Consider the following 19,647-nt stretch of genomic DNA (forward strand, 5'->3'; position numbering starts at 1 on the left):
GCCGCGGCTCGGCCACGATTCAGTCGTGGCGGAACGCCCGACTGCCGGTGAAGACCATCGCCATGTCGTGTTCGTCGGCGGCCGCGATCACGTCGTCGTCGTTGACCGACCCGCCGGGCTGGATCACGGCTTCGATGCCGGCCTCGGCGGCGGCCTCGATGCCGTCCGGGAAGGGGAAGAAGGCGTCCGAGGCCATCACGGCGCCGTCGGCCGATTTGCCGTCGGCGTCTCGCTCGGCTTTCATCTTCGCGATCTCGACGGCGTCGACCCGGGAGACCTGCCCGGCCCCGACGCCCACGGTCTCGGTGCCGTCCGCGAACAGGATGGCGTTCGACTTGACGTGTTTGATCGTCCGCCAGGCGAACAGCATGGACTCGATCTGCTCGTCCGTAGGCTCCCGGTCGGTGACGACCTCCAGGTCCTCGCGCTCGGGGGCCTGCGTGTCACGCTCCTGGACGAGGGTCCCGCCGACGAGGTCCTTCTCGGTGACGGGTTCGGAGACGTCGTAGCTGTCCGCGACGTCCAGGACGCGGAGGTTCTCCTTCTCGAAGAGCGTCTCGAGGGCGTCGTCGGTGTAGCCGGGGGCGACGACGACCTCCTTGAACGAGTCGACGATCTGGGTGGCGGTCGCCTCGTCGCACTCGCGGTTGAGCGCGACGATGCCGCCGAAGGCGCTCTTGGCGTCGGTCGACAGGGCGTCGGCGTACGCCTCGGCAAGCGAGTCGGCCGTCGCACAGCCGGCGGGGTTGGTGTGCTTGATGACCGCCGAGGCCGGTTCGTCGAACTCCTTGACCAGGTTGAGGGCGGCGTCGGTGTCGTTGTAGTTGTTGTAGGACATCCCCTTCGCGCCCTCGTTCAACTGGTCGGCGCCGACGACGCTGGCTTCCTCGCAGGTGCGGTCGGCATAGAGGGCCGCGTCCTGGTGGGGGTTCTCCCCGTAGCGCAGGTCGGCGTGGCGGTCCTCGCTGGTGAGTCGGCGGGCCGGGAACTGGCCGCCGTCGTCGTCCGCGACGCTGACCCGGTTCGCGTCCCAGTCGACGTCCACGCGGTCCTCGGCGAACCACTTCACCGCTCGCGGGTACGCCTTCATCTCGCCCTGGTAGAGGACGCGCTCTTTGAGCGTCTCGACGTCGTCGCCCTCGTAGACGGGGATCGGTTCCTGGGTGACGACGGGGCCGCCGTCGACTTCCGCCTCGATGAGAGAGCCGTCCTCGGCGACGGCGTTGGTGACGGCGTGGACCGTACAGCCGACGACGTCGACGCCGTACTCCAGCGCGTCGCCCCAGGCGTCCGTGCCGGGGAACGCGGGGAGCAGGGACGGGTGGACGTTCAGCGTGGTCGGCATCGGGTCGAGGAAGGTGTCGGAGAGGACGCGCATGTAGCCGTCGAGGCAGACGAGGTCGACGTCGTAGCCCGAGAGGGCCTCGACGACGCGCGCTTCGTGCTCGCGTCGGCTCTCGTTTTCGCCCCGGACGACGGTCTCGGTCGGAATGTCCCGTTCGGTGGCCGCCTCGACGACCGGCGCGTCCTCGCTGTTCGTGAGGACGACGGCGAGTTCCGCCCCGCCGGGCGCCAGGTCGTGAACGTTCAGGAGATTGCGGCCGCGATTGCTGGCCATGCCCGCTAGCTTCATGTGCGGAGGGGGGCGGGCCGGGCGCAAAGGCGTTGCGAATCGCTCACTGTCGGCGTCGCTGGCGTCGAACGGAAACGAGGGGACGGAGGTGTGGGGGGAGCGGGAACGAGAGAGAGGGGAGTGAACCGCACTCGGGGTGTCCGTAACCCCATCGAGACCTACTGCCGAGCACTTATCATTGTTTCTAACTCCGTTGATTTCACCGTACACTGTTCGATATAAGATGCCGAACGATAGATTGTGGAAGACATAGTTCCGGGGACGGTGGTCCCGGAACGTCTCCGACCGGCGGCGCGCGCACCGGATCGTGGTCGGCGGCCCGCTTCGACACCCCTATGGGCCGTTGCCGCCCATCCGGAGGTATGACAGATCGCAGTCCGCTCTCGGCCGTCTCGCCGCTGGACGGGCGGTACGCTCGCTACACGGAGCCGCTCGTCCCCTACGCGAGCGAGGCCGCGCTGATCCGCGCTCGCGTCCGCGTCGAGGTGGAGTACCTGATCGCACTCGCCGACCTCGAGGCCACGCCGCTCGCAATCGACGACGGCCAGCGCGCGCACCTCCGCGCGCTCTACGAGAAGTTCGACGACGAGGACGCTGAAATCGTCAAGGCACTCGAGACGGAAGGCTGGAAGAGCTACTCGGCCACCAACCACGACGTCAAGGCCGTCGAGTACTTCGTCCGGGAACACCTGCCGGAGGGTCTCGACGCCGCCCAGTGGATCCACTTCGGCCTCACCAGCGAGGACGTGAACAACCTGGCCCAGCGCCTCCTGGTCAAGCCCGCCGTCGAGGACGTGCTCGTCCCCGCGCTCCGGGACGTCCGGGACGCGCTGGCGGAGATGGCCCGCGAACACCGGGACCTGCCGATGCTCGCCCGTACGCACGGCCAGCCGGCGACCCCCACGACGTTCGGCAAGGAGATGGCCGTCTACGCCGCCCGCCTGGGCCGAGCCCTGGGGCGGATCGAAGCCGCTGCTGACGGGCTCTCCGGCAAACTCGCCGGCGCCTCGGGCACCTACGCGGCCCACGACGCCGCCTACCCCGACGTGGACTGGCCGGCTTTCTCCGAGTCGTTCGTGACGGGGCTGGGACTCGAGCACACCCCCCTGGCGACGCAGGTCAACCCCTGCGACGACCTGGCGGCGCTGTTCGACGCGCTCCGCGGCGCCAACGACGTCCTGCTCGATCTGGATCTGGACGTCTGGCTCTACGTCTCGGACCGATACCTCGGACAGGAGGCCGCCGCGGGCGAGACCGGCTCGTCGACGATGCCCCACAAGGTCAACCCGATCGACTTCGAGAACAGCGAGGGGAACCTCTCGAAGGCCAACTCGGATCTTGTCTTCCTGGCCGACTACGTCACGACCTCGCGGCTCCAGCGGGACCTCTCGGACTCGACGGTCAAGCGCAACGTCGGCGCGGCGCTTTCCCACTGCCTGATCGGCTACCGGAAGTGCGAGACGGGTCTGGGGAAGGTCGTTCCCAACGAGCAGGTGATGCGGGACGAACTGGAAGCGACCCCCGAGATCATCGGCGAGGCCGTCCAGACCATCCTCCGGCGGGAGGGGCACACCGACGCCTACGAGCGCGTGAAGGACCTGACCCGCGGCCGGCGGGTCACCATCGAGGACTTCCGGGACCTGTTCGCGGATCTTGACGTGAGCGAGGACGTGCGGGCGGAACTGACCGCGCTGACCCCGACCGGCTACGTCGGCGTCGGGAGCGAACTGGTCGACGAGATCGAGGACTAACTGGACCGACGCGGTACCAAACGCATATGCTGGTCGGGCGCAATCACTGAGCAAATGCGCTACGTCGAGGGTCTGCTGACGCCGGAACGGGGGTGGATCCACCCCATCGAACGGCGCATCCAGCAGGCGCCGGGGATCAAGAACGAACGCATCCTCCAGATGGAACTGCTCGACGACGGCACGGTGACGACGATGTACGAGCTGAGCGGCGACCGCGAGGTCATCGAGTTCGCCGCCGAGTACGTCCCCGAACTCATCACCTACCAGGTGTCGCCGATGCAGGACCGGATCATCACCTACGCCCACCTCGAATCCAACGAGATGCTCACCGGCCTGCTCGAACTGCCCCACAAGTTCCAGATCGTCCCCGATTTCCCCATCGAGTTCGCCAGCAACGGCGGCATCAAGCTGACCGTCGTCGGCGACGAGGGCCAGATCCGCGAGGCCATGAACGCCGTCCCCGACGGAATCTCCGTCGAACTTCAGAAACTGGGCGACTACGCGCCCGAGAACGAACGCCTCCTCTCACGGCTCACCGACCGCCAGCGCGAGGTGGCCGAGATCGCCGTCGAGATGGGCTACTACGACACGCCCCGGCAGGTCACCTACGACGACATCGCCGACGCCGTCGACGTGGCGCCGGGCACCGTCGGCGAGATCCTCAGAAAAGTCGAGTCCCGCTTGCTGAACGCGCTACTCGGCTGATTAGCGGCCGAAACCGCTCTTCTTCTGCGACCGGATCGACAGTTCGTTCCAGTGGTTGATGCCCCAGTACCCGAAGCCGGTAGCGATCATCCCCGCCGCGAGGAAGTAAAAGAGCAGGTGGGAGGTCACCAGCGCCTCCGGGTTCTGGATCGCGTGCAGCACGCCCTCGCCGCCAAGCGTCAGGACGACGAAGGTCCCGAGCGCCGTCGCGCCGGCGGCCGCGATGACTGTGCGCCCGTCCAGTCCCTGGGCCTCCGTCAACAGCACCGCGCCGACGAACGCCGTCGCCATCCCGAGGACGTACACCGGCAGTCGCTGGCTCAGGCCGGCCGTCTCGCCCGACACGAGCGCCACCAGCCCGACGAAACTCGCCGTGAGTATCAGGGTACAGGTCGCGACGAGCGCGCCCGCTCGTCCGATCGACTCCGCGTCGAACCGCCGCCCGCGTGCAGTCGCCATACGCTACCTCTCCGACTGGCCGACAAAAACGTTTACGCGGCGTCTGACGGGCGTCTGCCGGCCGAATGCCGTAGAGTATCAGCGCTGGGAATCAGGAGAGCAGCGATTCGACGGCGGCCGTGACGATCTCGCCCGCGCGCTCGACGTCAGACCGGTGGACGTACTCGCGCTCGGCGTGGGCGACCGCCCCCTCGTCGTCTGCCAGATCGCCGGGGCCGAACACGACGGTCGGGGCGTCATTCGCGAAGTAGGAGGCCTCGGTCGCCGCGCCGAACGGGCGGGCCTCGCCCGCGCCGGCCTCCCGGAGCGCCCGGACCACGTCCGCATCCGCAGGCGTGGCGAACGCTTCCAGGAACGGCGTCTCGCGCTCGGTGTACTCGAAGGACAGGGTCATCGAGTCCGGAATCCATCCCTGGAGGTGGGCCTCCAGTTGCTCGCGAAAGCCCTGCTGGGTCTCGGGGGGCACGCTCCGCCGGTCGACGGTGATCCGGCACGCCGCCGGGATCTGGTTGGTCGCCTCGCCGCCTTCGATCACCGTGGGTTCGAGGGTCGGCCGTCCGAGCGAGTCGTGTTCCGGCGGCCCGACCGTCTCGTCGTAGGACTCGATGGCCTGCAGGACGGGTGCCACGGCACGGATCGCGTTCGCGCCGCTCTCCGGTTCGGCGGCGTGGGCGGCCGTCCCGCGGATCGTGACGGTCCCCTCGAAGCGGCCCTTCGCGGCGGTGCAGACGTCCAGCCCCGTCGGCTCGCCCACTATATAACTGTCCGCGTCCAGGTCGAGTGCCGCCGCACCCGTCGAGTACACCTCCTCGTCGGGCGTGATCGCGAGCGTCAGTGTCCCCGATTCGATCTCGGCCCCGAGGAAGGCGGACAGGAGCGCCGCGAGCGGCCCCTTCGCGTCGCAGGCGCCCCGCCCGCGGACCACGTCCCCGTCGACGTCGAGGGGGACGTGGGGCGGCACCGTGTCGATGTGCGTGTTGAGGACGAGATGGGGTCTGTCGTCGCCCTCGGCCCCCTCGCGAGTGGCCAGCGTGTTGCCGGCGTCGTCGACGCGGGGGTCCGCGCCCGCCGATTCGAGCGTCTCGACGAGGAACTCGCGCATCTCGGTGACGTCCTCGTGTGAGGGGATCGAGACGGCTCGCTCGTGGAAGGCGAGGGGGTCGAACGTCATCAGTCGTCACCGGTGACGCCGTCGAGTTCGACGTCGAACGTCGTCGGATCGACGACGGTGACGGTTCCGGTGTACTCGCGCTCGACGGGGCCCTGGAGCAGGGCGTCTCGCTCGGTCAACTGGACGACCAGCCGACCGCCCGGCGGGTGGACGGGGACGCGCTGGCCCCGTTCGACCTTCCCGAGGCGCTCGGCGACCGCGACGATGGCGACCGCGCCGGTCCCGCAGGAGTCGGTCTCGGCCTCGACCCCGCGCTCGAAGGTCCGCTGGTCGAAGCCTCTGACCGTGCCGTCCGCATCGGAACCGTCCGCGCGTGGTGCGGCGAAGTTGACGTTCGCCCCCTCCGGGAACACGTCGGCGTCCCGAACCGCGGGTGCGACCGCCTCGACGTCGACCGTCGTCACGTCGTCGACGAAGGCGACGGCGTGGGGGACGCCGGTGTTGACCGCCGTGACGGTCAGGCCCTCGACCTCGCGTTCGATCAGCGGTTCGTCCCCGACGACCGGGACCCGATCGGGGTCGAACACTGGCGCGCCCATCTCGATGGTGACGCCCTGGTCGCCGACCTGGGCGCGGCGCGTGCCGGCCTGCGTGTCGATCATGACCTCGTTCGCCCCGACGCGTTCGGCGACCCACTTCGCCGCACAGCGGGCGCCGTTGCCGCACATGGCGGCGACGCTACCGTCCGGCTGGACGAGGGTCATGACCACCCGCGGCGGGGAGTACTCCGATTCGAGCGCCAGGAAGAGGACGCCGTCGGCGCCCCGCTTGCGCGCGTTCGGATGCGAGAGGCCGGTCTCTCGGTCGCACAGCTCGGCGGCGAACGCCCGTCGATCCGGAACCGTCTCCGTCGCGTCGACGATGATGAAATCGTTGCCCGTCCCGTGGTACTTCGCTACTTGGACCATGTTTCCAGTTCTGTGATGTCCGCGACCGTCTCCCGCCGGACAGCGGGCCGAGCCGTCTCGCCGTCGATGGCGACGACCGCCGGCCGCGGCCGGGAGTTGTAGTTGCTGCTCATCTCGTACCCGTATGCACCCGCGTTACCGACCGCGAGCAGGTCCCCGCGCTCGGGGTCGGGGAGCGACCGATCCTCGCCCAGCACGTCCGCCGTCTCGCAGATCGGGCCGGCGACGGTCGCCGAGGTCGTCTCCCGCGCGCCCGCGTCGGGAGCCAGCGAACGGATCGCGTGGTAGGAGTCGTACATCGCCGGGCGAACCAGGGTCGTCATCCCGGCGTCGACGCCGACGACCGTCGTCTCGGGCGTCGGCTTGACCGTGTTCACCCGAGTCAGGAGCACACCCGCGTCCGCGACGAAATAGCGACCGGGTTCGATACCGAGCGTCGCCTCGACGTCGCCGAACGCCTCCCTGGTCGCAGCCGCAACCGCCTCCAGATCGAGCGGCGATTCGTCCTCGCGATAGGGGACGCCGAGGCCGCCGCCGACGTTGACGAACTCCAGACGTCCCACCTCGTCGATCACGGTCCGCGCCAGGTCACCCATCCGTGCGACCAGTTCGCGGTGGGCCTGCAGGTCCTCGCCCGAAATGCCGCTGCCGGCGTGGGCGTGGAGGCCCACGAGGTCGAACCCGCGGTCGACCGCCTCGCTCGCGAGTTCGGGCACGCGATCCAGCGGGACCCCGAACTTCGGCGCCGCGCCGGTCGAGACCTTCTCGTGGTGGCCGGCACCGACCCCGGGGTTTGCCCGGATGCAGAGCCGACCCGAAAAGCCCCGTTCGGCCAGCCGATCGAGGGTGTCCGCCGCGCCGATCGTCACGATCAGGTCGTGCTCGGTCGCGGCCTGGACCACGTAATCGAGGTCCTCGTCCGGCGGGTTGACCGCCGTGTACCGCACGTCTCCTCCACCGAACCCCGCGGCGAGCGCGCGTTCGACTTCGCCCGCGGAGGCACATTCGGCCCCGACGCCCGTGGACTCGATCGTCTCCAGTACCGGGCGAGTGGTGTTGGCCTTGGCGGCGTAGCTGATCTCTTCCGCGTCGAAGGCGGCCCGGAGCCGAGCGGCGTTCTCGCGCACCCGGTCCAGATCGAGGACGTACAGCGGCGTCTCGTACTCGCCGGCGAGGGCGCGCAGTCGCTCGGCGTCCCAGTCGGACAGCCGGCGGACCGCGGGCCCGGACCTCATTCTCTCAGTGCGTCTTCGCGCTCGGTGCCTTCGAGGGTTTCGGTCTCGATGTCCGTCGCGACGACGGCGGGCTTGTAGGCCGCGCCCGGGATCAGGTCCTCGTCGCTGACCGAAGACTCCACGTAGCGGGCGAAGGCACGGCGCTCCGGCGGCAGTTCGCCGTACAGGACCTCGTCCTCGACCAGGTCGTAGACCGGGATCCGAGGTGTGAGGAGCGTGTTCTCACCAACGATGGAGTTCTCGCCGACGCGGAAGCCGGAGGTGACGCGAGAGCCCGCGCCCAGCGAGACGCCGTCCTCGACGATGACGGGGTCGTTCTCGACCGGTTCGAGGACGCCGCCGATCAGCGTGTTGGCGCCGAGTTTGACGTTCTCGCCGATCTGCGCGCAGGAGCCGACGGTGTCACAGGAGTCGACGAGGGTCCCGTCGCCCACGTGGGCACCGATGTTGACGAACGAGGGGCTCATCATGATCGCGTCGCTGCCTACGTAGGCACCGCGGCGGATGACCGTCCCGTCCGGCGTGTTGCGGGAGCCACGGTCGCCGATGTCGGCGGTGTCGCGCAGGGGGAGCACGTCGTGGTAAGCCACGTCGCCGTACTCGCGGGCCTCGATCTGTCGGAGGCCGAAGTTGAGCAGGATGCCCTGCTTGACCCACTCGTTGACCTGCCAGTCCCCGTTCGCGGGTTCGGCGGCGCGGACCTCGCCCCCTTCGAGGGCTTCGAGTAACGCGTCGAGCGTGTCGGCGTCGTCGGCCGTCGCGTCCTCGGCGGTGAGGCCGTCGTCGTAGCGGTTCCACAGGGCTTCGATGTCGGTTTGCAGACTCATACTGGACACTCCTCAGGCGTCCCCGATAACGTCCCCGAAGTCGTACCGGCCCGGGTCCTGGGTCTCGATCCAGACCGCCGCGTCGAGCGCGCCGGCCGCGAAGACGCTCCGGTCCTCGGCGTGATGGGAGAGCGAGAGCACCTCGTCGTTGCCCGCCGCGATCAGTTCGTGTTCGCCGCGGATGTCGCCGGCCCGGCGGGCGAAGACGCCGATCTCGTCCTCGTCGCGTGGGGCGTGGCCCTCGCGACCGTAGACCGGCTCGACGTCTCGCTGTGCCTGGACGGTCTCCAGCATGGTCTTGGCCGTGCCGGAGGGGGCGTCGATCTTCCCGTTGTGGTGGGTCTCCATCAGTTCGAGGTCGTAGTCGGGCACCGCTGGCAGAGCCTCCTCGATCGCGCGCAGGAGCGCGTGGATCCCGCGGGCGAAGTTGGTGGCCTTCAGGAGGGGGACCGACTCGGCGGTCTCGTCCAGTGCGGCGAACCCGTCCTCGTCGAAGCCGGTGGTGCCGACGATCATCCCGACGCCAGCCTCGGCGCAGGCGTCGGCGAGCGAGCGGGTGGCTTCCGGGACGGTGAAGTCGACGACCACCGCAGGCTCGTACTCGGCGAGCGCGTCGGCGGTCTCGGCCGCGTCCACGACCGGCACGCCCTGGACTTCGTCGGGGCCGTCGACGTCGAACCCGACGACCACCTCGACGTCGTCGCGGTCCGCCGCGGTCTCGACGACGGTTCGGCCCATGCGTCCCGCGGCGCCGTTGACCGCGACCCGCGTCATCGCTGGGCCTCCGCCGGTTCGGGGGCCGACCCGTCGTCCAGGTCGTCGAGCGTCTCGCGCAACGCCGCGAGCGTCTCGTCGGTCGCGCGAGAGAGGGGCGAGCGCATCCGGGGCGAGTCGTAGTGGCCCCGGATCGCCATGGCCTCCTTGACCGGGATCGGGTTGGTCTCGGTGAACAGGACCCTGAAGAGCTCGCCGAGTTCGTGGTGGTACTCCCTGGCGCGCTCGTAGTCGCCGGAGATGGCCGCGCCGACCATCGCGCAGGTCCGGGCCGGCTCGATGTTCGCGGAGACGGAGATACAGCCGCTCCCGCCGGTGGCGATAATGGGCAGCGTCATCGCGTCGTCGCCCGAGAGGACCGCGTAGTTCTCCTCGCGTGTGCGCTCGATGACTTCGGTGATGCGGTTCATGTCGCCGGAGGCGGCCTTGTAGCCGACGACGTTCTCGTGTTCGGCCAGGTTGACCGCGGTCTCGACGGCGATGTTGCGGCCCGTTCGCGAGGGGACGTTGTAGATGATCTGGGGCAGGTCGACGGCGTCGGCGACCTGGCGGAAGTGGTGTTCCATCCCGGCGGGCTCGGGGGTGTTGTAGTACGGCGAGATGAGGAGGAGGCCGTCGGCGCCGGCGTCGGCGGCGCGTTCGGAAAGTTCCAGGGCCTCGCGGGTGTTGTTGCTGCCGGAGCCGGCGATGACCGGGACGTCGTCGAGGGCGTCGATGACGGCCTCGATGACCTCCACGTGTTCGTCGTGGGACATCGTCGAGCTCTCGCCGGTGGTGCCCATCGGGACGACGCCGTCGACGCCGCGGGCCTCGAGCCACTGGGCGTGCTCGCGGAGCCGTTCGAAGTCGATGCTCTCGTCCTCGTGGAACGGCGTGGTCATCGCGGGGAACACGCCGGTGAATGTGTCGTGTGTCATGGCTGTGGTGTGTCGTGGTGTGATCGCTGGGGTGTGATAGTTCGCGCGCGAGACAACGAGGACGGCCCGCGACGGGGCGCTACGCCCGCCGTGAGCCTACCGCGCGCGTTTGGGTTTCGCAATGCCCCGAGAACGGACCGCGCCACACCAGGAGCTGACGGAGACGCCAGCGCGACCCGGAGTGGCCCGTTGCATAGGCGTGACACCGATACGAGACGACTTAGAAGTTTCGAGACGGAGCAACGCGTCCGCGCGGTCTGGGCCGAGTCACTGTCAGCGGGACACGTACCAGTATTTATACTACGCCGACCGCTACGTCCTCGCATGACCGACGTGCATCCCGGGCAACGCGTGGCCATGCTGGCCGACGCGCAGAACCTCTACCACACGGCCCGGAGCCTCTACACCCGAAACATCGACTACGCCTCGCTCCTCGAGGAGGGAGTCGACGGTCGCGAACTCACCCGCGCCATCGCCTACGTGATCCGCGCCGAGGCCGAGGACGAGGAGACGTTCTTCGAGGCGCTGGTCGACATCGGCTTCGAGACGAAGATCAAGGACATCAAGACCTTCGGCGACGGCTCGAAGAAGGCCGACTGGGACGTGGGGATGAGCCTGGACGCCGTGACGCTGGCCGACCACGTCGACACCGTCGTGCTCTGCACCGGCGACGGCGACTTCTCGCGACTCTGTCGGCACCTGAAACACGAGGGCTGCAAGGTCGAGATCATGGCCTTCCGCGAGTCGACCGCCGACGAGCTGATCGAGGCGGCCGACGCCTTCCGCGATCTCAGCGAAGAACAGGAGACGTTTCTGCTCTAGACCGGCCGCCCGCCTTCGGACGTGCCGAGCAGCAATGTGCCGACTGCCATGACCATCGCGGCGACCCCGCCGACGGCGCCGGGCAGTTCGACCTGCTGGAGCCCGACCCCGAGGATCAGCGCCGACCCGACCAGGAGCAGGACCGCACCGACCGCGATCTGCGTCGTTCGTGAAAGCATGTACCGCGGGGTATGTAATTCTCGCCTATAAATCTACCCGAAACCGCCCGCTACCGGCACCACGCCACGTGAAAGGCACACACTAGAACGCCCACTGGTACCGTAACCCACAGCTTCGGCGGCGGGCGGAAGGTGTTTAATCGCTGGCCCGGAAGGCCCGATCAGATGGACGACGAGGACGGTCGGATGCTCCGCCGGATCGCGGACTACCAGTTCGGCGCGGGCGCCGGCGCGGCGCTGTTCCCCGCCGACGAGGACCTGGAGGTCTACCGGACGAGTTCCGGCCGACCACAGCAGGTACTGGCCGACGAGGGTCGACTGGTCACCTACGCCGTCGACGGCCGGTTCACGCTGAGCGCGGCCGGGGCCCGACGGCTGCTCGACGCACTGGACGAGCCGGCCCACCGGGTCGTGGTCGGCGAGGACAGCGACCCGTTCGTCCGGGAGGGACGCAACGCCTTCGCGAAGTTCGTCGAGCGCGCGGATCCGGGCGTCCGCCCGGGCGACGAAGTGGCGGTCGTGCGCGACGACGACACTCTCCTCGGGGTCGGTCGCGCCGAACTCGCCGGCGAGGACATGCTCGACTTCGGGACGGGGATGGCGGTGTTCGTCCGGCACGGCGTGGGTGCGGCCGAGGGCGACGAATCGGTCGCCGAGAGCTGAGCGGTGTGCCGTACTGTGCGGTGGCGGCGCGGAGGCGGTAGTTGCTACGTATTGTGCCGGACGCGAGCCGACGGCTCGCGTCCGGCTTTTTCCCCACGTTTTTGCGATAGTGAGGGACCGAAGGTCCCTCATACCATGTGAACGGGCGTCGTCCGAGAGAGCGGAGCTCTCTCGTGATCACGAAAGTCGCTTCGCGCCTTTCGAACGACTTCGCGCCCCTGAGCATACGAGGTGCGCAGCGCGCACCTACGAACGGACGAAGTGGGTGCCGAAGGGGTTTTCAGCCGGGGGCGCGAGCCTCCGGGTATGTTCGGAGGAGGCGGCGGTTTCGATCCGCAGAAGATGCAACAGATGATGGACCAGTTCGGCATCGACATCGAGGAGCTCGATGCGCAGGAGGTCATAATCCGGACGCCGGACGAGGAACTCGTCTTCACCGACGCGGAAGTCCAGCGGATGGACGCCCAGGGCCAGGAGACCTACCAGGTCATCGGGACGCCCGAGAGTCGCGCGCCCGGTGAGGGCGGCGCGGCGGGCGAGGTGACGGCGGCCGACGACGGCGGCAGCGGTGGGATTCCGGACGCCGACATCGAGATCGTCGCCAACCGGGCGGGCGTGAGCGAAGACGACGCGCGTGAGGCCCTCGAAGCCGAGGACGGCGACCTCGCGGCGGCCGTCGAGCGCCTGGAGTAGCGTGGCGCTGCTCCTGGTCCACGACGACCGCGAGTACCTCCTGGAACGGGGCGAGACCCTCGAGACGGATCTGGGGATCCTCGAAGTGCCCGACGACGCCGCGGCGGGAGAGGTCGTCTCGACGCACCTCGGCGAGCCCTTCACCGTGCGGGAACTCCGGGGCCCGGACTGCTTCAACCACTTCGAGCGCACGGGCGCGCCGATGATGCCCCGCGACATCGGGCTGATCATGGGCCACACGGGCGTCTCCGAAGGCGATCGGGTCCTCGACGCCGGGACGGGGACCGGCGTGCTGGCGGCCTACCTCGGGCGGGCCGGTGCGGAGGTCGTGACCTACGAACAGGACGCCGAATTCGCCGAGGTGGCCCGCGAGAACATGGAACTGGCCGGCGTCGACGACCGGGTGGACGTGCGGACCGGGGACGTGACCGAGCACCTCGACGTGGGCCCGGTGGACGTGCTGACGCTCGACACCGAGGACGCGCCGGCGGTCGTCGAGCACGCCGTGGATCTCCTGACGCCGGGGGGCTATCTGGCGGTCTACTCGCCGTTCGTGGAGGGGACCCGGGACGTCGCGCGGACCGCGCGCGAGGCCGGACTGAGCGGGATCGAGACGCTGGAGACGATCCAGCGGGAGATGGACTTCGACGACCGGGGGTCGCGCCCATCCACTGCGGGCGTGGGCCACACCGGGTTCCTGACGTTCGCCCGACGGGAGTGAGGATGACGGAGCCAGAGAGACGGGGACTCGCGGGTGTCGTCGACGGCGCGCTGACGCTCGCGACGGCGCCGACGGTGGAAGTCGTCGCCAACCTGCTGGTCGACCTCGACGACGCGCGCCTGCACCTGCCGTCGGTGGCCGGGCCCGTCCACATCCGGATCGACAGGCTGCGGGAGGCCGTCCGGATCGTTCGCACCGAGGAGGAGACCCTGAAGCGACTGGACGCGACGCTGACTGCGGGCGGCTACACCGCCGAGGTGTACGTCGGCGAGACACAGGTCGCGCTGCTCGGGGCCGAAGCGGATCCCGGACGCGTCAGTCGGCGACTCGCCGACGGACGGACCGAACTGTTCGCGGGCGGGGTGCTCCGCGCGGCGGTCAGGGACCCCTAGCGGACGACTCTGACCAGGTTCAGCAGTTCCTCGCGGAAGGAGGCGGGATCGATGTCGATGCCCGGGATCGAGATGCCGAGCAGGTCGTCGAGCGACGCGGCGGGGTAGGCGCCGCCGGCCAGGCGGAACTCGCCCCCGGTCGACCAGACGGCGAGGTACCCCTCGACGGGGACGTCGACGACGCTGGTCTCGATGGCGGCCTCGTAGGCCTGGAGGGAGGCGCGGTCGCCGGTCTCGACCCTGATGCGCTCGTGGCCGGCCTTCGAGACGTCGCCGAACCCGCGCTCGCGGAGGCGGTCCCGGAATACGGCGTCGGCCTGCGTGCGGACGGTGGTGAACACGGCTGCCGGGCCGATAGTCGGTGGGAGCGCCGGGGTGAACTCGAGGCGGGTCGCGAAGAAGAAGCGCCACATCCGGTCGACGGCGCCAGCGGTGAGTCCGTTGACGGTCGACCGGAGGTCCTCGTCGTCGTAGACGGCGGTGTGGCCGACGACGCGTGCGACGGGCAACTCGAACACCGTCTCGCTCGACCGATCGGTGACGGCCCACCCGTCGAGGTGGTCCGCTGGCACCCGGGGAGTCCCGTCACCGCTCATCCGTCAGTGGTCGTCCTCACGCCACTTGTGGTCACACTCGGTGCACGTGAAGAATCGCGTCTCGCTCTCGTCGGCGGCGCGGATCTGCTTCATCTCCCAGAAGGCGCGGTCGTTGCCGCACTCCGGACAGCGGGCCCCGGTCGTCGGCCCCATGTCCTCGGCGTCGACCTCGGAGGTGTCGACGACCTCGCTTTCCTCCTGGGCCTGCGTGGACGTCATTGCGGCCTCGTTCGCGGCGTCTCGCGGCTTCTCGAAGTCACAGCTCCCGCAGATCCACATCCCGTCGTCGGTTTTCATCATCGAACCGCACTCGTCACAGAACTCCATTGGTATGCTCCGGATACAGTATCGGCCCCTAAAACCCCCTCGGATCCCGCAGCCGGGAAACGGCTTTGGGGCTGCCGTCGCTCGTCACGCCCGTGAGCCAGATGGCGCAACTCCCGGACCTGCTCGTCGGATCGCTCGAGTCGTTCGCCGCCGGCCTCGTCGCCGCGATCCCCCGGCTGCTCGGCGGCGCACTCTTCCTCGTCCTCGCGTACGTGGCTATCAAGATCGTCACGACCGTCCTCCGGTCGGTACTCTCCCGGACGACGCCCGCCGACCAGGGACTCGTGGTGGATCTCGCGGTCCTGATCGCGAGCATCTTCCTCTGGTTCGGGGCCGGCCTCGCACTGCTGAACGTCGTCGGCCTCGGTGAACTCGCGGCGAGTCTCGGCACCGCCGTCGGGTTCATCGCCCTGGGGGTCTCCTACGCCCTCTCGGAGATGATCGAGGACACCGTCGCCGGCGTCTATCTGCTCAAGGATCCGGACTTCAATCCGGGCGACACCGTCACGATGGGCGCGGGGACGGGCGTCGTCGTCGACATCGGGCTCCGGAAGAGCCGCTTCGACCTGGAGAGCGGCGACCGTCTGATCGTGGCCAATCGAGACGTCGAGACGAAGTGGACGAAGAAATCAGACGAGAACGCGGCGGACGGGGAAACGGCCGACGGGACGACGGCGGACTGATCAGTTGTTGGCCTGCCAGTCGTCGCAGGACTCCATGTCCGACATGACCTCGGTGTGGAGCGTACAGGCCGGGCGAATCTCGCCGTCCACGCGGACGTACTGGAAGTGCTCGCAGTTCCCGCAGTAGGGGTCTGGCTGGCCGCGGGTCGAGGCGGCTTCGACGACCTCGTCGGGGACCGGCTCCGCGTCGGCCATCCCGTCTGCGCTCTGGGTCGCTGCGCCCCCGTCACTGGCGGCCTGCTGGGCACCGACCGGCGTCTCGGGCTCCTCGCGGCTGTAGAGGACGTCGCCCTCGTCAGCGCGGTTGGTCTGTGTCTCGACCTCGCCGTCGGGTTCGTTACCGAACAGGCCGACGCCGCCGAGGCCGGGCACCGAGCCGGTGACTTCCAGGATCCGTGTCGTCCCTTCGTCGGTGACTTCCATTCGTACTGTGCCGCCGGGGTCGGTCCGGGTCTTGAACTTCGCGACGGCCAGGAACAGACACCAGAACAGGGTGCTGGTTCCCAGGAAGTAGACGACCACGACGGGGAGCGTCAGGTCCGTCCCACCGGTCGCGCCGACCCAGCGGTAGGGGTAGGCTTCGCGGAAGAGGACGACGCCGAACACCGAGAGGCTCGCGCCGATCACCGCCGCCGCCCGTGCGCGACGGGAGGCGGGGAGCAGGACGAAACTACCGAGGAAGGCCGCCGGTAACCCGAGGCCAGCGAGCACGCCGGCGAGTTCCCGCGCACCGAAGGTCGTCAGCCCGAACAGGTCGGCGAGGCCGGTCGTCGCGACGAGGATCGCGGCGACGACCATCGCCGCCCCGACGCCGAACAGCGAGAGGCCGACGGCTCGCTGCCGTCGGCCCGCGACGCCGCCCACGCCGCCGTCGTAGACGTCCGCAATGTTGGTCATACGGGCGGGTACGTGACCGATCCACAAAACAACCCGTCAGACGCCCGGCAGACGAACGGGTGCGCCGCCGTCAGGCATCGCGACCGGGCAGTTGGGTACCGGGGAGAACGGCAGCGTAGCGGTCTCAGGCCCCCGCAACGGTCCGTCCGGGGCCCGTGATCCGGACGGTCGTGCTGGCGCGCTCGGCGTCTGCGGGGACGAAGATGTCGACGTCGACGGCTTTCGTGGCGCCTGGTCTGACGAGGCCGACGTCACAGGTCCGACTGATGATGGGAGCGTCGTCGGCGTCCTGCAACGTGACAGTGGCTTCCACCTCGGCTGCTTCACCCTCGTTGGTTACGCCGAGTTCGACCTGTGCGAGTTGGCTCTGGAGTGCCGTCACGTCGGCCTCGTTGCCATCCCCGTCGTAGAACGTGACTCGCTCGAGCGTGAGATGGTCGCTCCTGGAGCTCATGTACCGGAAGAGTCGGTCTGAAATGTCCTCGTATATCCTGTCCCCTTCGGAGCCGTCCTCGAAGAGGGTGCCGATCGGATTGAGGTCGGCCCGCAGGTCGCTGGCGATGGTCCCACGGTTCTGCGTGTTGGTCTTCAAACGGAGGTAGTCGCTGACGAACGCGTCGAACTCACTCGGGAGGGCCCCATCGTACATGTCGGCGTAGGCCCGGAGTTCCGCGTCGAAGTTTATCAACGGCGGCAGGGGTGCAGAACGTCCCTCCGCGGGAACCCACGGCCTGGCGGCCGGCAGACGGTCGACAGCCTCCGGCGGGGCGGACGCGGCGATCCGCTCGAAGTAGCCGAGGCCGTCGAGAATCGACCCGAAGACGGCACTGAGGACGGTGACGAAGATCACGCCGGCCGTGAGCAGGTGCGAGACCGGCGGCGGGAGCGTGAACTGGAACAGCGCGATGAACACGCAGGTCACCATCCCGACGACGAGGAGGAACGAGCCGAGATTGGGGTCTTTCCCGGTGAGAAACTCGATGCCGTCGAGGAACGCCGAGTCGGCCGCCGCGTCTGGCGGTGAATCGGGTCGGTCCCCGGATCGTTCTCGCTGGCTCACTGGCCAGACACCCCCGTGACGTCGGCCTTTTTCGCCTCGGCGGCACGCCGGAGCACCTGGACGAGGTGTGAAACCCACAGACCAGCGGTGAACCCGAACAGCGTCCCGACGGTCGTGATGCGTATGGTTTCTTCGAGCGGCGCGAACGCGACGCCGATACAGAGCGCCCCGAAGATGAACATGAGGGCGTATTGGACGCGCGTCTCCCGGTTCACGCGTCGTATCTCTTCGAGCATAACGGGCATCTAGAAGCCTCGGAGCGCATTAACTCTGTTGTCTGACATAAGTTGCCGAGTGGATATCACAAACTCCAGTCTGATAATTCTTATATCCAGGATAGAGGCACCGTAGTACCACAAAAGACGATATGGGGGGACCGAGGAGCGGACGTTCCACCGCGACTATATTTGTTCAGATATCGTACCCTTTGTGCTCTGCACACCGTGGGCCTGCTCGGGACGTCGTGACCGGCGACAGACCGAAGGGGCACGGTCGTGTATCGATACCAACCCCTAACGGGATTCTCACGAACATGGTCTCGACACTCGTCCTCGTCGGAATCGCGGTGGCCGCGTTCGTCGGCTACAACATCGGGGGCTCCTCGACCGGGGTCGCCTTCGGCCCGGCGGTCGGGAGCCGGATCGTGCGCAAGACGACCGCCGCGGGGCTGTTCACGATTTTCGCCTTCGCCGGCGCGTGGACGGTCGGTCGGAACGTCATCGACACGATGAGCGACGGGATCGTCCCCGCCGCGCAGTTCTCCCCGACCGCCAGCGTCGGCGTCCTCTTTTTCACGGGTCTGGCCCTGCTCGTCTCCAACATCTACGGCGTGCCGGCCTCGACGTCGATGACCGCCGTCGGGGCCATCGTGGGCCTCGGCCTGGCGACGGGGACGCTGAACGCCGAACTCATGTTCACCATCGTCTCGGCGTGGATCGTCGCCCCCCTGATCGGCTTCGCCATCGGCGGCGTCATCGGCCGGTACCTCTATCCACACCTCGACGCCCGACTCTCCTTCGGCCGGATGCGCGATCCGTTGCTTCGCGTCGACCGTTCGGGGACCATCCCCCGGCCCGGGCTCAACGAGAACGCAGCGCCGCGGGACCTCGTCGGGGCCGCACTGGTGCTGGTGATCGCCTGCTACATGGGCTTCAGTGCCGGGGCGTCCAACGCGGCCAACGCCGTCGCGCCGCTGGTCGGGAACGGGTCGATCACGATGGGACAGGGCATCCTGCTGGCGGTCGGCGCCATCGGCCTCGGTGGGTTCACCATCGCCCGGCGGACCCTCGCGACGGTCGGCGACGACATCACCGACCTGCCGATCCTGGCGGCGCTGATCGTCTCGCTGGTCGGCGCGACCATCATCACCGTCCTCTCACAGCTGGGAATCCCGGCGAGCCTGGCCGTGAGCACGACCTGCTGTATCATCGGTCTGGGCTGGGGCCGGGCCAGCCGGACGGCGACCATCGTCGAATTGGCAAACCCGAAGCCCCGGGACGATAGCGGGACGGATCTGACCACGGGGTCGCTGACCGCCTCGCCGGCGGCCGAGGAGTCACCGGGCCCGACCGTCGGCGACCTGGCCACGGGAGCGGCCGAGGCACCGACCGAGGCTCCCGACGACGTGGCGGTCCCGGAGATCGGTGCCGAGGCGCCCGAGGAAGTGAGCGCCGAGAGCCTGTTCGACCCGGCCGCCACGGCCAGAATCGTCACGCTGTGGGTGCTCTCGCCGGTGCTGTCCGTCGTCGGCTCCTATCTCCTCTTTGCCTTCCTGCTGTGACCCAAGGGGTTTCCCCGTGCTGGTCGAAGGGGGAGACATGCGCGTTCTCGTTCCGATGGACGACTCGGAGATGGCCGAACGGGCGCTCGAATACGCACTCGACGTGCACGACGACGCCGAGATCACCGTGCTGACCGTCGTCGGCGAGCCCTCGTTCATGTGGGGAGAGGCGGTGGCGATAGCCCTGGCCGACGACATGCAAAAAGTGGCCGAAGAACACGGGCAAGCGGTGGCCGACAGGGCCGGCGAAATCGCGGCCGAACACGACATGGAGGTCGACGTGGACGTCCGGACCGGCCACCCGGCACGGGCGATCCTCGACGCCGCCGGGGACTACGATACGGTCGTCATCGGGAGTCACGGCGGTTCGGTGGCGGACCAGCTGGTGATCGGCAACGTCGCGGAGAAGATATTCCGGCGGTCGCCGGTGCCGGTGACGGTCGTCCGGTGAGAA

24 protein-coding genes are annotated in these 19,647 nt (G+C 68.7%); 10 read left to right on the plus strand and 14 right to left on the minus strand.

Features of this window, described 5'->3' with window-relative positions; all coding sequences use genetic code 11:
• Window positions 1-19 precede the first annotated feature (19 nt).
• Window positions 20-1,633 (minus strand): bifunctional phosphoribosylaminoimidazolecarboxamide formyltransferase/IMP cyclohydrolase, encoded by a 1,614-nt coding sequence (purH, locus tag U5918_RS04570; protein ID WP_335999812.1) that lies wholly within the window; start codon window positions 1,631-1,633, stop codon window positions 20-22.
• A 362-nt stretch (window positions 1,634-1,995) separates the two neighbouring features.
• On the opposite strand from purH, the gene purB reads away from it, so the two are divergent.
• Both purB and U5918_RS04580 read left to right on the plus strand, forming a co-directional pair.
• Window positions 1,996-3,384 carry an adenylosuccinate lyase gene (gene purB / locus U5918_RS04575; protein ID WP_335999813.1) on the plus strand — a complete coding sequence of 463 codons (1,389 nt, stop codon included), beginning with the start codon at window positions 1,996-1,998 and terminating at the stop codon, window positions 3,382-3,384.
• A gap of 54 nt (window positions 3,385-3,438) precedes the next feature.
• A complete protein-coding gene (locus U5918_RS04580) occupies window positions 3,439-4,089 on the plus strand; it encodes a helix-turn-helix domain-containing protein (RefSeq protein WP_335999815.1) in 651 nt (216 codons plus the stop codon).
• On the opposite strand, the gene U5918_RS04585 is transcribed toward U5918_RS04580, so the two are convergent.
• The 7 genes from U5918_RS04585 to dapA all read right to left on the minus strand — a co-directional run bounded on the left by U5918_RS04585 (window position 4,090) and on the right by dapA (window position 10,380).
• Window positions 4,090-4,548, minus strand: coding sequence for a hypothetical protein (locus tag U5918_RS04585; RefSeq protein ID WP_335999817.1), 459 nt, complete (start codon window positions 4,546-4,548; stop codon window positions 4,090-4,092). It lies immediately after the preceding gene.
• 91 nt (window positions 4,549-4,639) lie between these two features.
• A complete protein-coding gene (locus U5918_RS04590) occupies window positions 4,640-5,719 on the minus strand; it encodes a M20 family metallopeptidase (RefSeq protein WP_335999819.1) in 1,080 nt (359 codons plus the stop codon).
• The gene (gene dapF, locus U5918_RS04595; RefSeq protein ID WP_335999821.1) at window positions 5,719-6,627 is read right to left on the minus strand and encodes a diaminopimelate epimerase; all 909 of its coding nucleotides are present in this window, start codon (window positions 6,625-6,627) and stop codon (window positions 5,719-5,721) included. Before dapF ends, U5918_RS04590 begins: the two co-directional genes overlap by 1 nt.
• Window positions 6,615-7,862 (minus strand): diaminopimelate decarboxylase, encoded by a 1,248-nt coding sequence (lysA, locus tag U5918_RS04600; RefSeq protein WP_335999822.1) that lies wholly within the window; start codon window positions 7,860-7,862, stop codon window positions 6,615-6,617. The genes dapF and lysA overlap by 13 nt, the downstream gene beginning before the upstream one ends.
• A complete protein-coding gene (locus tag U5918_RS04605; RefSeq protein ID WP_335999824.1) occupies window positions 7,859-8,689 on the minus strand; it encodes a 2,3,4,5-tetrahydropyridine-2,6-dicarboxylate N-succinyltransferase in 831 nt (276 codons plus the stop codon). The genes lysA and U5918_RS04605 overlap by 4 nt, the downstream gene beginning before the upstream one ends.
• A gap of 12 nt (window positions 8,690-8,701) precedes the next feature.
• Window positions 8,702-9,463: a 4-hydroxy-tetrahydrodipicolinate reductase gene (gene dapB / locus U5918_RS04610; RefSeq protein WP_335999826.1), complete on the minus strand. Its 762-nt coding sequence runs from the start codon at window positions 9,461-9,463 to the stop codon at window positions 8,702-8,704.
• Window positions 9,460-10,380, minus strand: a complete 921-nt coding sequence (gene dapA, locus U5918_RS04615; protein WP_335999828.1) for a 4-hydroxy-tetrahydrodipicolinate synthase — start codon at window positions 10,378-10,380, stop codon at window positions 9,460-9,462. The genes dapB and dapA overlap by 4 nt, the downstream gene beginning before the upstream one ends.
• 324 nt (window positions 10,381-10,704) lie before the next feature.
• Between dapA and U5918_RS04620 the strand changes: the two genes are divergently transcribed.
• On the plus strand, window positions 10,705-11,202 hold the full coding sequence (locus U5918_RS04620; RefSeq protein ID WP_335999830.1) for a LabA-like NYN domain-containing protein: 498 nt from the start codon (window positions 10,705-10,707) through the stop codon (window positions 11,200-11,202).
• On the opposite strand, the gene U5918_RS04625 is transcribed toward U5918_RS04620, so the two are convergent.
• Window positions 11,199-11,381: a DUF8178 family membrane protein gene (locus tag U5918_RS04625; RefSeq protein WP_335999831.1), complete on the minus strand. Its 183-nt coding sequence runs from the start codon at window positions 11,379-11,381 to the stop codon at window positions 11,199-11,201. The two genes, U5918_RS04620 and U5918_RS04625, sit on opposite strands and share 4 nt — an antisense overlap.
• Before the next feature lie 165 nt (window positions 11,382-11,546).
• Between U5918_RS04625 and U5918_RS04630 the strand changes: the two genes are divergently transcribed.
• From U5918_RS04630 to U5918_RS04645, 4 genes are all read left to right on the plus strand, one after another.
• Window positions 11,547-12,044, plus strand: a complete 498-nt coding sequence (locus tag U5918_RS04630) for a PUA domain-containing protein (protein ID WP_335999833.1) — start codon at window positions 11,547-11,549, stop codon at window positions 12,042-12,044.
• 306 nt (window positions 12,045-12,350) lie between these two features.
• Entirely contained in the window at window positions 12,351-12,737 is a 387-nt protein-coding gene (locus tag U5918_RS04635) for a nascent polypeptide-associated complex protein (RefSeq protein ID WP_335999836.1), read from the plus strand.
• 1 nt (window position 12,738) lies between these two features.
• Window positions 12,739-13,458 carry a tRNA (adenine-N1)-methyltransferase gene (locus tag U5918_RS04640; protein WP_335999838.1) on the plus strand — a complete coding sequence of 240 codons (720 nt, stop codon included), beginning with the start codon at window positions 12,739-12,741 and terminating at the stop codon, window positions 13,456-13,458.
• 2 nt (window positions 13,459-13,460) lie between these two features.
• Complete coding sequence (locus tag U5918_RS04645) at window positions 13,461-13,850, plus strand: hypothetical protein (protein ID WP_335999839.1); 390 nt, start codon at window positions 13,461-13,463, stop codon at window positions 13,848-13,850.
• On the opposite strand, the gene U5918_RS04650 is transcribed toward U5918_RS04645, so the two are convergent.
• Both U5918_RS04650 and U5918_RS04655 read right to left on the minus strand, forming a co-directional pair.
• Complete coding sequence (locus U5918_RS04650) at window positions 13,847-14,446, minus strand: DUF6517 family protein (RefSeq protein WP_335999841.1); 600 nt, start codon at window positions 14,444-14,446, stop codon at window positions 13,847-13,849. The genes U5918_RS04645 and U5918_RS04650 overlap by 4 nt on opposite strands.
• Window positions 14,447-14,449: 3 nt before the next feature.
• Entirely contained in the window at window positions 14,450-14,773 is a 324-nt protein-coding gene (locus tag U5918_RS04655) for a transcription factor S (protein WP_335999842.1), read from the minus strand.
• 101 nt (window positions 14,774-14,874) lie between these two features.
• On the opposite strand from U5918_RS04655, the gene U5918_RS04660 reads away from it, so the two are divergent.
• Window positions 14,875-15,456, plus strand: coding sequence for a mechanosensitive ion channel domain-containing protein (locus U5918_RS04660; protein WP_336003292.1), 582 nt, complete (start codon window positions 14,875-14,877; stop codon window positions 15,454-15,456).
• Here the strand turns inward: U5918_RS04660 and U5918_RS04665 are convergent, their stop codons facing one another.
• The 3 genes from U5918_RS04665 to U5918_RS04675 all read right to left on the minus strand — a co-directional run bounded on the left by U5918_RS04665 (window position 15,457) and on the right by U5918_RS04675 (window position 17,658).
• Window positions 15,457-16,353: a cell division protein CdpA domain-containing protein gene (locus U5918_RS04665; protein ID WP_335999844.1), complete on the minus strand. Its 897-nt coding sequence runs from the start codon at window positions 16,351-16,353 to the stop codon at window positions 15,457-15,459. It abuts the gene before it with no gap.
• Window positions 16,354-16,477: 124 nt separating this feature from the next.
• Complete coding sequence (locus tag U5918_RS04670; RefSeq protein ID WP_335999846.1) at window positions 16,478-17,413, minus strand: hypothetical protein; 936 nt, start codon at window positions 17,411-17,413, stop codon at window positions 16,478-16,480.
• On the minus strand, window positions 17,410-17,658 hold the full coding sequence (locus tag U5918_RS04675; protein WP_335999848.1) for a hypothetical protein: 249 nt from the start codon (window positions 17,656-17,658) through the stop codon (window positions 17,410-17,412). Before U5918_RS04675 ends, U5918_RS04670 begins: the two co-directional genes overlap by 4 nt.
• 287 nt (window positions 17,659-17,945) lie before the next feature.
• Here U5918_RS04675 and U5918_RS04680 point away from each other — a divergent pair, with 287 nt between their 5' ends.
• Together U5918_RS04680 and U5918_RS04685 are read left to right on the plus strand one after the other, a co-directional pair.
• On the plus strand, window positions 17,946-19,193 hold the full coding sequence (locus U5918_RS04680) for an inorganic phosphate transporter (protein ID WP_335999850.1): 1,248 nt from the start codon (window positions 17,946-17,948) through the stop codon (window positions 19,191-19,193).
• A gap of 37 nt (window positions 19,194-19,230) precedes the next feature.
• Window positions 19,231-19,644, plus strand: coding sequence for a universal stress protein (locus U5918_RS04685; RefSeq protein ID WP_335999853.1), 414 nt, complete (start codon window positions 19,231-19,233; stop codon window positions 19,642-19,644).
• The last annotated feature ends 3 nt before the right edge of the window (window positions 19,645-19,647 follow it).

Origin of the sequence: Halorientalis sp. LT38, assembly GCF_037031225.1 — an archaeon.
Lineage (GTDB): Archaea > Halobacteriota > Halobacteria > Halobacteriales > Haloarculaceae > Halorientalis > Halorientalis halophila.